The following is an 11,676-nucleotide window of genomic DNA, read 5'->3' on the forward strand; positions in this document are numbered from 1 at the left end:
CCTCCGAGCCCGGGAAGCGGTGACGTCCGCCCGGGAACCGTAGCGTCCGCCCGGAGGGCCGCCGACGCTCCTGCCCGAAGGGGGGTGCCGTCGGCGCTCCGGCTTCGGCCGGCAGCGCCGACGGCTATGGCCACCCCTGGGGTGGGTGCCGTCGGCGCTCCGGCTTCGGCCGGCAGCGCCGACGGCTATGGCCACCCCTGGGGCGACCGGCGCCGAGGAGGCCCGGGGGGCCGACGGCCAGGGCGCCCCCGCCGCCGACGGTCCATCCAGCCGGGGCGACCGCGCCGCCGACCGTCCGTCGGCGGCAGGATCAGACCTGTAGGTCCGGGCCTATCCGGTTGCGTACCGCCGTCTGGACCTCGGCCTCCTCGGCCGGGTCGACGGCCAGCCGCCGCAGTCGCTCCGCGACGCGGACGTCGCCGGTCTCGGCGTGCTGGGCCGCCACCTCGCGGGTGGTCTCCTCGCAGTCCCAGAGGCATTCGACGGCGAAGCCCGTCGGAAAGGTCGGGTCGGTGGCCGCGAGGGCGCGGGCGGTTCGGCCGCGGAGCTGGGAGGAGGCGGTCTCCCGGTAGACGTGGCGCAGTACGGGTGCGGCGCAGGCGATGCCGAGGCGTCCGGCGCCGTCGACCAGGGTGTAGAGGGCGGTCGCGTCGGGGCCCGCGGACCGGACGGTCTCGCGCAGGGCGCCGAGGACGAGCGTGGCGTCCTGGGCCCCGCCCCGGCAGGCGAGGACACCCGCGGCGGCGGCACCGAGCGCGTCGGGCCGGTGGACCCAGCCACGGGCACGGTCGACGGCGGGCTCCCCGCACATCCGCTCGAAGGCGGCGACGGCGGCCTCGGCGACGGTACGGGAGTCGCTGCCCGCCGCGGCCTCGATCAGGTCGAGGACGGCGGGGTCCCGTGACTCGGCGAGGTAGTGCAGGGCGGCGCAGCGCGCGCCGTCGGGGCCGCTGCGGGCGGCCTCGACGATCAGCGGCCGGTCCTCGGGGCCGGCGACGGCGGTGAGGCAGCGGGCGGCGGGCCCGTGCAGCACGGTGCCGCGCTCCAGGCCCTCCTGGGCCCAGTCGAAGACCGCCTGGACGCTCCAGCCGGGGCGGGGTCCGCTCGGCCGCATCTGGCGCTGCCAGCGGTCGAAGGAGCCACGTTCCTGGGCGGCCCTGACCCGGGCGCCGACGGCCTCCCGGCGGTCCTCGGCCCACAGCCGCCACGGCCGGGGCTCGAAGGCGTCCCGTACGGCGCTCGCCAGCTCGGCGTCGCCCTCCGCGCCGGCCGGGAAGCGGTCGAGGACGGGGAGGGCGATCGAGCGCAGCCCCGCGTCGTCGTCGCGCAGCGCGAGCTCGTCGAGGGCCCACGCCCAGTTGGTGCCGGTCGCGGCGTACCGCCGGAGCAGCGTCAGGGCGTCCTGACGGCCGTACGAGGCCAGGTGTCCGAGGACGGCGAGCGCGAGCCCGGTCCGGTTCTCCTCGGTGTCGAAGAGGTCCTCGGCCCCGAAGAGGTGGGCCTCGATCTCCCCGAGCCCGCCGTGCAGGTCGAGGTAGAGCCGGGCGTAGTAGAGGGAGCGGTTCTCGACCTGCCAGTCGTGGCGGGGGTCGCTGAGAACGCAGTGGTTCAGGGCCGCGAGGGCCTCGGCGCGGGGCGCGGCGAGCGCGTGCAGGGTGCCGTCGCCGCGGCCCCTCTGCAGCAGACCGAGCAGGGTGCCGCTCGGCGCTATGACTGGTTCGAACATGGAAGACGCCTCACATCAAGCTGTCGACACGACCGGGGAGTACCGGGGAGTGGTGATCGCCTATGCCGCGCAGCAACATGTAGGGCCGCCCGTCGTCCTTTGCTTGGTGTTGACCATCTTCCTCTGCCTCTCGTCGGTGGCCCGTTGCGGGCCCGACGTCATGATGACCCAGCCATTTCGCCACCGCGACCACATTTACGACACCGCTCTCACCTGGGGTTCAACGCCCGTTCACCTGGATCTTCACCGGGTGCCGAACAGCTCCAGGAGTTCTGCCTTCCCAAACATCCGAGCAGTATCCACGGCAGACGGAGTCCCCGCTTCCGGATTTGCGCCGCCGGCGAGCAGCGCGCGGACGACGGTGTCCTCGCCCTTGAAGACAGCACCCGCGAGCGGGGTCTGTCCGCGGTCGTTGGCGCGGTCCGCGTCGGCGCCCCGCGCCAGCAGGGCGGTGACCGCGTCCGCGTGCCCGTGGTAGGCGGCGAGCATGACGAGGGAGTCGCCCTTCTCGTTGGTGAGGTTCGCGGGGACGCCCGCGTCGATGTAGGCGGCCAGCGTCCCGGCGTCCCCCGTGCGCGCCAGGTCGAAGACCTTGCTCGCCAGCTCGACGACCTCCGGGTCCGGAGTCTCGCTCATCGGACGTGCCCGCCTCTCTCCTCGGAACTGTGGCCCGCGCACGGCGACCGCCGCCGTACGAGTGAATCGACAGGGTACTGCCCGCCCGGCGACATGAGGCGGGGCGTCCACGGCAAAGATCACCGCAGCTCATCCGGGGCGCGCGGGCCTCCCGCGCTAGCGCGCCGCGCGCGATTCGCCACCCGGGCGAGCCCTCCACATCCGCCAGTCAAGTGAAATCGCCCGACATTCACCCATATGCACCTTTAATCGCATAGATACTTGCTGTGAACCTGGAAGGACTCATGGTGACTGTCCCCTCAACCAGGAGAACCCCTCATGATCCTGTCCATCTCAGGCGTGGTCCTGCTCGGCATCATCTGCTTCCTGTTCTTCAAGAAGGACGGCCTCAAGGCATCCCACGCCCTCATCTGCGCGCTGTTCGGCTTCTACCTCGCCGGCACCGCCATCGCCCCGAGCATCACCGCAGGCGGCCAGAGCCTCGCCAGCCTCTTGGGCGGGATCAAGTTCTGACGCCCCACAGTCCCTTCCACAACTCCAGGAGTACGACGTGGCCCGGCGACCACTCCCCCGCATTCTGAGCAGCGGCAGCGACCGGATCGCTCGCAGTCGAGAGATCGCGCGCACGGCCGCCGACAGCGCCACCGATGTGCTCCATCCGCTGATCACCATCACACGTGGTCTGCGGAAGCTGGCCGCGACCGCGCGAGCCAGGTGGGCCGCGACCCCCAAGGAACGGCGAGGTCCCACGCTGTTCCTGGTCGCGGCCTGCGTACTGGTCGTCGCGCTCGTCCCGTACGGTCCGTTGCTCGCCCTCGTCTCGGTGATGGGCGCGGCCGCCTGGACGGGCCGTGAGCGCCCGGTCGTCAAGACCGGGCCCGACGAGTCCGAGATCGAACGCCTCAAGGGCCTCTACGAGGCTCTGGTGCCGTACTTCTCCGTCCCCGAGGACCCGGCCCCCCTCTTCGCCCACGGTGGCGACTGGAGCGGCGCGTTCGGGGACCACGCCTTCGACGACAGCGGGCGCCTCACCCACCTGCGCATCAGGTACCCCGCGTACTTCACCGACGGCGAGCCCGCCTCCCGCGCCCGTATCGAGCAGCTGCTGCACGCCAAGTCCGGACGCGGCCGCGAGTACCTCTTCGACTGGGACGAGGAGGGCAACCAGCTCGTCATGAGCGTCCTGCCCGCCCTGCCCACCACCATCGCCGCCCAGCGCTTCGTGACCGTGCCGGGCGAGACGGTCCTCGGTTTCACCGACGCCGGCGCCGTGCAGCGGACCGTCCCGGTCCTCGCCGCCGACGCCGAGGAGGACGCGCCCGCCGTGATCTGGCGGACCGGCCCGCGCTCCACCGAGCCGCATCTGCTCGCCGTCGGGCAGCCCGGCAGCGGGACGACCTCGCTCCTGCGCTCCATCGCCCTCCAGGCGCTGCCGCACGGAGACGTGCTGATCGTCGAGGGCAGCGGCACCGGCGAGTACGCCTGTCTGACCGGACGCTCGGGCGTCCTGGGCGTCGAGTGCGGCCTCGCGGGCGCCCTGGCCAGTCTGGAGTGGGCGGCGCACGAGACCGAGCGGCGGCTCATCGCGGCGAACCGCGCCCGTCAGGCGGGCCGTCCCGCGCCCGACGACACCCGTCGCCCGCTGTGGATCCTGCTCGACCGGCCGAGCATCCTCGGTCACCTGGCGGCCGCCGACGGACGTCGCGACCCTCAGGACCTCCTCCAGGTCCCGCTGCGGCACGGACGGGCCGCGCAGGTCACGGTGGTGGTGGCGGAGCAGTTCGACAGCGCGGACACCCTGAGCGAGGCCGTACGGACGCACACCCGCGCCCGTGTCGTGCTCGGCCCCGCGTCCGCCGAGCAGATCTCGTGGGTCCTCGGCGTCGAGCCGCACACCACGCCGGTCCCGGTCGTCCCCCCGGGCCGCGGCTACGCCCGCCTCGGCACCGGCCCGGTGCTGCGCCTGCAGGTGCCGGCGACACCGGACCCGTACGACGACGCGACGAGCGAGGCGCACCGCCAGGCCGTCATGGCGCTCCTGCCGGAACGGCAGGACGCGACGACGACCGCGGTGCCGCCGGCCCCCGGATCGGCCCCGGACCCGGGCCCGCCACCGGCCCACGCCCCCGCCACCGTGGCTCCCGCGCCGACCCCGGTCCTGGACCTCGGCCCGGTCCCGGCGGAGGGCTGACCACCCGCCGGCTCCAGCGCGGGGCGCGCCGCGGCCGCCAGGCAGACCCCGTCGCCAGACCGGCCCCGTCGCAAGGCGGGCCGTCGCCGCGGCCGCCAGGCTGACCGCCCGCCGGCCCCGGCACGCGGGCCGCGGCCGGCCAGGCGGGCCCCCGCCGCCCCGGCGCCAAGCGCGCCGCCGCCTCGTCGGCAACCGGGCCGCCACCAGGCGAGCCACCACCCCCGTCGCCGGGCGGCCGCCCCGCCCGGCGGGACGGCCGCCCGAGGGCCCGTTACGCCACGAAGGCCCGTGCCTGTTCGTTGCCCGTGCCCGCGCCCGACTCCACCAGGCGCGCCGCGGCCGCCAGGCGGGCCGCCGCCTCCTCGGCGACCGGGCCGCCCACGGTGAACGGCAGCCGCACGTACCCCTCGAAGGCTCCGTCGACGCCGAAGCGCGGTCCCGAGGGGACCCGTACGCCGACCCGCTCGCCGACCTCCGCGATCCGCGAGCCGGAGAGGCCGCCCGTGCGGACCCAGAGCGTCAGCCCGCCGGCCGGGACGTCGAACTCCCACTCCGGCAGCTGCCCCCGGACCGCCGCGACCAGCGCGTCGCGGTTCTCGCGCGCCTGGGTCCGGCGGATGGTGACCGCCTGCTCCCAGCCGCCGGTCCGCATCAGCCAGTTGACACCGAGCTGTTCCAGGACAGGGGTGCCGAGGTCCGCGTAGGCGCGCGCGGCCACGAGGGAACGGATCACGTCGGGCGCGGCCCGGACCCAGCCGATCCGCATGCCCGCCCAGAACGCCTTGCTCGCCGAACCGACCGTCAGCACGGTCGCGCCCGCAGGGTCGAAGGCGCAGACCGGCCGGGGCATCTCCGACTGCTCGTCCAGGTACAGCTCGGACATGGTCTCGTCGACGACGAGGACCGTGCCCGCCGAACGTGCCGCGTCCACCAGCTGCCGCCGCTGGTCCTCGTCGGCGAGGGCGCCGGTCGGGTTGTGGAAGTCGGCGACGACGTACGCGAGGCGGGGGGCCGCGTCGCGCAGGACCTGGCGCCAGCGGTTCAGGTCCCAGCCGGCCAGCCCCTCGGCCATGGCCACCGGCACCAGCCGGGCGCCCGCCTCCCGCATGAGCTGGAGGATGTTGGCGTACGAAGGCGACTCGACGGCGATCCGCTCGCCGCGCCCGGCGAAGAGGTGGCAGATGGCGTCGATCGCGCCCATCGCGCCGGTGGTGACCATGATCTGCTCGGGCATGGTCGGGATGCCGCGTTCGGTGTACCGGTCGGCGAGCATCTGCCGCAGCGCGGGAAGCCCCGCCGGGTAGTCCCCGTGCGTGTGGGCGTACGGCGCCAGCTCCTCCAGGGCGCCCTGGACGCTCCGGGTCAGCCACGGCTCGGGCGCGGGCAGTGCCGCGCAGCCGAGGTCGATCATCGAGCCGAGCGACTCCGGCGGCAGAGGTTCGAGCCCGCGCGCGGGCAGCGGGTTCCCCGCCGGTACGGCGGTCCAGCTTCCGGCCCCGCGCCGCGACTCCAGGAACCCTTCGGCCCGCAGCGCCTCGTACGCGGCCGCCACCGTCGTACGGCTCACGGTCAGCGCGACCGCGAGTTCACGCTCGGCGGGCAGCCGGGCGGCGACCGGAACCCGGCCCTCCAGGACGAGGAGACGGATCCCGTCGGCCAGCGCGCGGTAGGCGGGCGGCTTGCGCGTACCCGGCCCGGCGGGACGGGCCTGCTGCGCCTGAAGCTGCCGGGCGAGTTGAGCCGGCCCGACGGCCGAGGTCCACTGAGCCATGGAATTCAGTCCACCTTCCTCGAATTGGCCATGGTTGGCATCCGATCCCCCGCCACAGAGTGACATGAGTCAGTCCACCACCACCACACAGGGGGCACCACTTGTCCATCGCCTCCGGCCTCCGCGGCCGGCTCACCGGTCGTCATATGACGCGTCGGCTCGCGCAGCTGTACATCGGACTGGCGCTGTACGGGATCAGCTCGGCGCTGCTGGTGCGGGGCGGGCTCGGTCTGGAGCCCTGGGGCGTCCTCCACCAAGGTCTCGCCGAGAAGACCGGACTGACCATCGGTGTCGTCTCGATCATCGTCGGGGCGGCCGTCCTGCTGCTGTGGATCCCGATCCGGCAGCGGCCCGGCCTCGGCACGGTCTCCAACGTCTTCGTCATCGGCGTGGCCATGGACGGCACCCTCGCCCTGGTCCCGGAGGCCGGGGGCTGGGCGGCACGGATCGCCCTCCTCGTCCTCGGCATCGTCCTCAACGGGGCGGCGACCGGGCTGTACATCGCCGCCCGCTTCGGCCCGGGTCCGCGCGACGGACTGATGACCGGGCTCCACCGGCTCACCGGCCGTTCGATCCGGCTGGTCCGCACGGCGATCGAGGTGGCGGTGGTCGCCACCGGCTTCCTGCTCGGCGGCTCGGTCGGTGTCGGTACGGTCCTGTACGCGCTGAGCATCGGACCCCTCGCCCAGTTCTTCCTGCGCCGCTTCGCCATCCCCGAGCAGGACGCGAGCAGTACTGTGGTCGCCTCCGGGACACCGGAGCAGGCGATACTGCGGCGGTGACTCGCGTACGCCATCCCTATCTGGACCACCCGTCCCCCATACCGTTCGCCCATCGAGGCGGCGCCGCGGACGGCTTCGAGAACACCGCGGCGGCCTTCCGCCGGGCCGCGGCGGCCGGTTACCGCTACTTCGAGACCGATGTGCACACCACCGCGGACGGTGCGCTGGTCGCGTTCCACGACTCGACGCTCGACCGGGTGACGGACGCCGCCGGGCGGATCCGCGACCTGCCGTGGGACGCCGTCCGCGAGGCGCGGGTGGGCGGGAAGGAACCCCTGCCGCTCTTCGAGGAGCTGCTCGAGGAGTTCCCCGAGGCCCGCTGGAACGTGGACCTCAAGGCCGAGTCCTCCCTGGTCCCGCTGGTCGACCTGATCCGCAGGACCGATGCCTGGGACCGGGTCTGCGTCGGGTCCTTCACCGAGAGCCGGGTGGCCCGGGCGCAGCGCCTGGCCGGATCCCGGCTCGCGACCTCGTACGGCGTCACGGGGGTCGTCGGTCTGCGGCTGCGCTCGCTCGGCATCCCGGCGGCGCTGCGCGCGGGCGCGGTCGCCGCCCAGGTCCCAGAGCGCCAGGGCGGCCTCCCGGTCGTGGACCGCCGTTTCGTCCGCGCGGCCCATGCCCGGGGGCTCCAGGTCCATGTGTGGACGGTCAACGATCCGGAGCGGATGAACTCTCTCCTCGACCTGGGGGTGGATGGCATCATGACCGATCATCTGGAGACGCTGCGCGCAGTGCTCACCGACCGGGGCGTGTGGGTCTGAGGCACGCGCGTCCCTCCACGGGGACCAACGAGGGGGCCGCGGCCTTGACTGCCGACACCACCGAACCGGAGCTGCCCGCCGCGGGTCCGGCCGACCGCAGACGCGAGCAGCGCGGCTGGTACTTCTACGACTTCGCCTGCTCGGTCTACTCGACCAGCGTGGTCACGGTCTTCCTCGGCCCCTATCTGACGTCGGTCGCCGAGACGGCGGCCGACGCCGAGGGCTTCGTCCACCCGCTGGGCATTCCGGTGCGGGCCGGCTCGCTGTTCGCGTACGCCGTCTCCGCCTCGATCCTCCTGGCGGTCGTGGTGATGCCGCTGGTGGGCGCGGTGGCGGACCGTACCGGCCGGAAGAAGCCGCTGCTCGCCGCCGCCGCGTACACCGGCGCCGCGGCGACCGGGGGCATGTTCTTCCTGAGCGGCGACCGGTACCTGCTGGGCACGTTCCTGCTCATCGTGGCGAACGCCTCGCTGGCGGTCTCGATGGTGCTCTACAACGCGTACCTGCCGCAGATAGCCGAGCCGGACGAGCGGGACGCGGTCTCCTCACGCGGCTGGGCGTTCGGCTACACCTCCGGGGCCTTCGTCCTCGTCCTCAACCTGGTCCTGTACTCGGGACACGAGTCCTTCGGGCTCTCCGAGGGTGACGCGGTGCGGATCTGTCTGGCCTCGGCCGGACTGTGGTGGGGCGCATTCACAGTCGTACCGCTGCGGCGGCTGCGCGACCGGCACGTCGCGCCGCAGACCGAGGGGGCGGTCGGGGGCGGCTGGCGGCAGCTGATGGCGACACTCCGGGACATGCGCCGCCACCCGCTGACGCTGTCGTTCCTGCTGGCGTACCTGGTCTACAACGACGGGGTGCAGACCGTGATCTCCCAGGCGTCGATCTACGGGTCCAAGGAACTGGGGCTCGACCAGACGACGCTGATCACGGCGGTGCTGCTGGTCCAGGTGCTCGCAGTCGCGGGCGCCCTCGGCATGGGCCGGCTGGCACGCTCGTACGGTGCCAAGCGCACGATCCTGGCCTCGCTGGCGGTCTGGACCCTGATCCTCGGCGCCGGGTACTTCCTGCCGGCCGACGCGCCGGTGGCGTTCTTCTGTCTGGCCGCGGCGATCGGTCTGGTGCTCGGCGGGAGCCAGGCGCTCTCCCGCTCGCTGTTCTCACATCTCGTCCCGCGCGGCAAGGAGGCGGAGTACTTCTCGGCCTACGAGATGAGCGATCGTGGCCTGAGCTGGCTGGGCCCTCTGGTGTTCGGTCTCGCGTATCAGCTGACCGGGAGCTATCGGGATGCCATCATCTCTCTCGTGATCTTCTTCGCGGCCGGTTTCGTCCTGCTCGCGCGGGTTCCGGTGCGGCGCGCCGTGGCCGCCGCGGGCAACCCGGTTCCGGACCGGATTTAGACGCGGCAGTGAAAGGCCGGTAGTGTACGCCTTTGGCCTGCCAGGCGGACCGTTACTGCGTGCTGCTTTGGTGAAGACGCTGGGTGACATCTGCTGCCAGATGTGACAAACCGGGCACTGGTGGGTAGAACAAGGGCGGCACGACGGGCGACGCATGACCCGGAACGGGAATCTTTACCGCCGACCGGACGTTGACCGGATGACGACGACAGCGACACCTGTCCTGTGGGCGACAAGCCCGGGAGGCACGATTCATGAGTGAGCGAGCTCTTCGCGGCACGCGCCTCGTGGTGACCAGCTACGAGACCGACCGCGGCATCGATCTGGCCCCGCGCCAGGCCGTGGAGTACGCATGCGAGAAGGGCCATCGTTTTGAGATGCCCTTCTCGGTGGAAGCGGAAATTCCGCCGGAGTGGGAGTGCAAGGTCTGCGGCAGCCAGGCACTCCTGGTGGACGGGGACGGCCCCGAGGAGAAGAAGGGCAAGCCGGCGCGTACGCACTGGGACATGCTCATGGAGCGGCGCACCCGCGAGGAGCTGGAGGAGGTCCTGGCCGAGAGGCTGGCGGTCCTTCGTTCCGGCGCCATGAACATCGCCGTACATCCGCGAGACAGCCGCAAGTCCGCCTGACGGACGACACGGCCCGAGCGACGCCGCGGGGCCCGGTACACCTTGTGTGTACCGGGCCCCGCGGCGTTTTCCGGCCTCGCGCCCCGTCCACTGACAGGAAGCCGTGACGCCGCGTCGCGCGAAAGCCCCGCGGCCGGGGTCCGGCCGCGGGGCTTGTCGTCGTTTCGGTGTCTACGGCGTCAGGGGCGGCCGGGGCTCCTGGACCCGCCGCGGGCCCTGGGGGGCGTCGTCCCGGATGACCTCGCCCTGCACGACCTTTCCGTCGGGACGGTGCATGCGGGCCTGCTGGAAGGCGTCCTGGAGGCTGCCCGGCGGGGCTGCGCTCATCCTGCGCTCGGCGACCTTGTCCGCGTACCTGCCGAGCAGGGAGCGAACGGGCGGCACGAGCAGCAGCAGTCCCAGCGCGTCGGAGATGAGGCCCGGGATCATCAGCAGCAGGCCGCCGAGCATCAGGAAGCCGTTCCGGTCGCCCGCGCCGACCCGCTCGGCGCCGGTCGGCGGGACGCCGGTCTGCGCCGCCGCCTGAGCCTGCTGGAAGGTCTCGCTCAGGTTCTTGAAGGCCCGGCGTCCGGCCCGCTTGATCACCACGGCGCCGAGGAGGGCGCCGCCGACCAGCAGTCCGAAGACCGTGAGCCCGCCGGCCGCGTCGGCCACCACCGTGAGGAGCCAGATCTCGAGGACCAGCCAGGCGGCGAGGGCCAGCGGGAGAAACGTACGCGCGCGGGAGCGCTTCGGGGCGAGGGGAGGCGTCGAGCCTGTCGTCATGTCCCCCAGTGTGCCTGGCCCGTCGCAGGAACGTCGTAAAAGGGAGATCAGCCCCGACATGCGGTCCTCAGCCCGCGGACTTGCGGCCCAGGAGCTTCTGGACCTTGTTCGCCCGGGCCGTCAGACCCCAGCCGGTGACCCGCCAGAGGGCCTCGACGACGATGTTGCGGCTCATCTTGGAGTCGCCGATCTCGCGCTCCACGAACGTGATCGGGACCTCGACGACGTGGAAGCCGGCGGCGACGGCGCGACGGGCCAGGTCGACCTGGAAGCAGTAGCCGGCCGAGGCCACGTCCTCCAGGCCCAGGCCCTCCAGGGTCTCCTTGCGGAAGGCCCGGTAGCCGCCGGTGACGTCGCGGATCGGGACGTCGAGCATGACGCGCGAGTAGAGGCTGCCGCCGCGCGAGATGAACTCGCGGGACTTCGGCCAGTTCACGATGCGGCCGCCGGGGACCCAGCGGGAGCCGAGCACGAGGTCGGCGCCCTTCAGGGCGGTGAGCAGCCGGGGCAGCTCCTCGGGCTGGTGCGAGCCGTCGGCGTCCATCTCGACCAGGACGCCGTAGCCGTTCTCGATGCCCCAGCGGAAGCCGGCGAGATAGGCGGCGCCGAGCCCCTCCTTGCCCTTGCGGTGCAGGACGTGGACGTGGTCGTCCTCGGCGGAGATCTCGTCGGCGAACTTGCCCGTGCCGTCGGGGCTGTTGTCGTCGGCGACGAGGATGTGCGCCTCCGGTACGGCCGCCCGTACGCGCGAGACGATCGGCTTGATGTTCTCCGCCTCGTTGTAGGTCGGAATGATCACCAAGGCTCTGCCGAGCGGGCCGTAACGCCTCTGGCCACCGTCGTTCACTACTGCCCCTTCGGATACCTACGCGAACCCCCACCATAGCGAGCCCCGCTCGCGACGCGGTCGCGGCGGGGCTGATTGCGGTCGGGGGCGTCGCGGACGACGCCACGCGTGACGTGCGGATCGGGGCCCGGCGCCCTTCGGGCCGACCTGGAACCCGCTGGCTGCGGG

Annotated in this window: 11 protein-coding genes; 6 read left to right on the top strand and 5 right to left on the bottom strand. The window is 72.9% G+C overall.

Annotation, left to right across the window (positions count from 1 at the left end; all coding sequences use genetic code 11):
- Positions 1-310 precede the first annotated feature (310 nt).
- Together M5362_RS30455 and M5362_RS30460 are read right to left on the bottom strand one after the other, a co-directional pair.
- Complete coding sequence (locus tag M5362_RS30455; protein ID WP_260231066.1) at positions 311-1,726, bottom strand: HEAT repeat domain-containing protein; 1,416 nt, start codon at positions 1,724-1,726, stop codon at positions 311-313.
- 243 nt (positions 1,727-1,969) lie between these two features.
- The gene (locus M5362_RS30460; RefSeq protein WP_260231067.1) at positions 1,970-2,362 is read right to left on the bottom strand and encodes an ankyrin repeat domain-containing protein; all 393 of its coding nucleotides are present in this window, start codon (positions 2,360-2,362) and stop codon (positions 1,970-1,972) included.
- Between the two features lie 318 nt (positions 2,363-2,680).
- Between M5362_RS30460 and M5362_RS30465 the strand changes: the two genes are divergently transcribed.
- Together M5362_RS30465 and M5362_RS30470 are read left to right on the top strand one after the other, a co-directional pair.
- Complete coding sequence (locus M5362_RS30465) at positions 2,681-2,875, top strand: hypothetical protein (protein ID WP_260231068.1); 195 nt, start codon at positions 2,681-2,683, stop codon at positions 2,873-2,875.
- Between the two features lie 37 nt (positions 2,876-2,912).
- On the top strand, positions 2,913-4,553 hold the full coding sequence (locus M5362_RS30470) for a hypothetical protein (protein ID WP_260231069.1): 1,641 nt from the start codon (positions 2,913-2,915) through the stop codon (positions 4,551-4,553).
- Positions 4,554-4,824: 271 nt separating this feature from the next.
- Here the strand turns inward: M5362_RS30470 and M5362_RS30475 are convergent, their stop codons facing one another.
- Positions 4,825-6,324 (bottom strand): PLP-dependent aminotransferase family protein, encoded by a 1,500-nt coding sequence (locus M5362_RS30475; RefSeq protein WP_260231070.1) that lies wholly within the window; start codon positions 6,322-6,324, stop codon positions 4,825-4,827.
- A gap of 101 nt (positions 6,325-6,425) precedes the next feature.
- Between M5362_RS30475 and M5362_RS30480 the strand changes: the two genes are divergently transcribed.
- The 4 genes from M5362_RS30480 to M5362_RS30495 all read left to right on the top strand — a co-directional run bounded on the left by M5362_RS30480 (position 6,426) and on the right by M5362_RS30495 (position 9,896).
- Positions 6,426-7,106 carry a YitT family protein gene (locus M5362_RS30480; RefSeq protein ID WP_260231071.1) on the top strand — a complete coding sequence of 227 codons (681 nt, stop codon included), beginning with the start codon at positions 6,426-6,428 and terminating at the stop codon, positions 7,104-7,106.
- On the top strand, positions 7,103-7,867 hold the full coding sequence (locus M5362_RS30485; protein WP_260231072.1) for a glycerophosphodiester phosphodiesterase family protein: 765 nt from the start codon (positions 7,103-7,105) through the stop codon (positions 7,865-7,867). The genes M5362_RS30480 and M5362_RS30485 overlap by 4 nt, the downstream gene beginning before the upstream one ends.
- A 44-nt stretch (positions 7,868-7,911) precedes the next feature.
- Positions 7,912-9,267, top strand: coding sequence for an MFS transporter (locus M5362_RS30490; protein ID WP_260231073.1), 1,356 nt, complete (start codon positions 7,912-7,914; stop codon positions 9,265-9,267).
- Between the two features lie 254 nt (positions 9,268-9,521).
- Entirely contained in the window at positions 9,522-9,896 is a 375-nt protein-coding gene (locus M5362_RS30495; RefSeq protein ID WP_026278069.1) for an RNA polymerase-binding protein RbpA, read from the top strand.
- 171 nt (positions 9,897-10,067) lie between these two features.
- Here M5362_RS30495 and fxsA read toward each other — a convergent pair whose 3' ends face one another.
- Positions 10,068-10,661: an FxsA family membrane protein gene (fxsA, locus tag M5362_RS30500; protein ID WP_260231074.1), complete on the bottom strand. Its 594-nt coding sequence runs from the start codon at positions 10,659-10,661 to the stop codon at positions 10,068-10,070.
- A gap of 67 nt (positions 10,662-10,728) precedes the next feature.
- Positions 10,729-11,508, bottom strand: a complete 780-nt coding sequence (locus M5362_RS30505) for a polyprenol monophosphomannose synthase (RefSeq protein ID WP_260231075.1) — start codon at positions 11,506-11,508, stop codon at positions 10,729-10,731.
- Between the last annotated feature and the right edge of the window lie 168 nt (positions 11,509-11,676).

Source organism: Streptomyces sp. Je 1-79 (assembly GCF_025195125.1).
Lineage (GTDB): Bacteria > Actinomycetota > Actinomycetes > Streptomycetales > Streptomycetaceae > Streptomyces.

Coding starts and splice junctions, on each gene's coding strand:
- M5362_RS30455 (WP_260231066.1), bottom strand. CDS start 1,726: ATGTTCGAACCAGTCATAGCGCCGAGCGGCACCCTGCTCGGTCTGCTG.
- M5362_RS30460 (WP_260231067.1), bottom strand. CDS start 2,362: ATGAGCGAGACTCCGGACCCGGAGGTCGTCGAGCTGGCGAGCAAGGTC.
- M5362_RS30465 (WP_260231068.1), top strand. CDS start 2,681: ATGATCCTGTCCATCTCAGGCGTGGTCCTGCTCGGCATCATCTGCTTC.
- M5362_RS30475 (WP_260231070.1), bottom strand. CDS start 6,324: ATGGCTCAGTGGACCTCGGCCGTCGGGCCGGCTCAACTCGCCCGGCAG.
- M5362_RS30495 (WP_026278069.1), top strand. CDS start 9,522: ATGAGTGAGCGAGCTCTTCGCGGCACGCGCCTCGTGGTGACCAGCTAC.
- fxsA (WP_260231074.1), bottom strand. CDS start 10,661: ATGACGACAGGCTCGACGCCTCCCCTCGCCCCGAAGCGCTCCCGCGCG.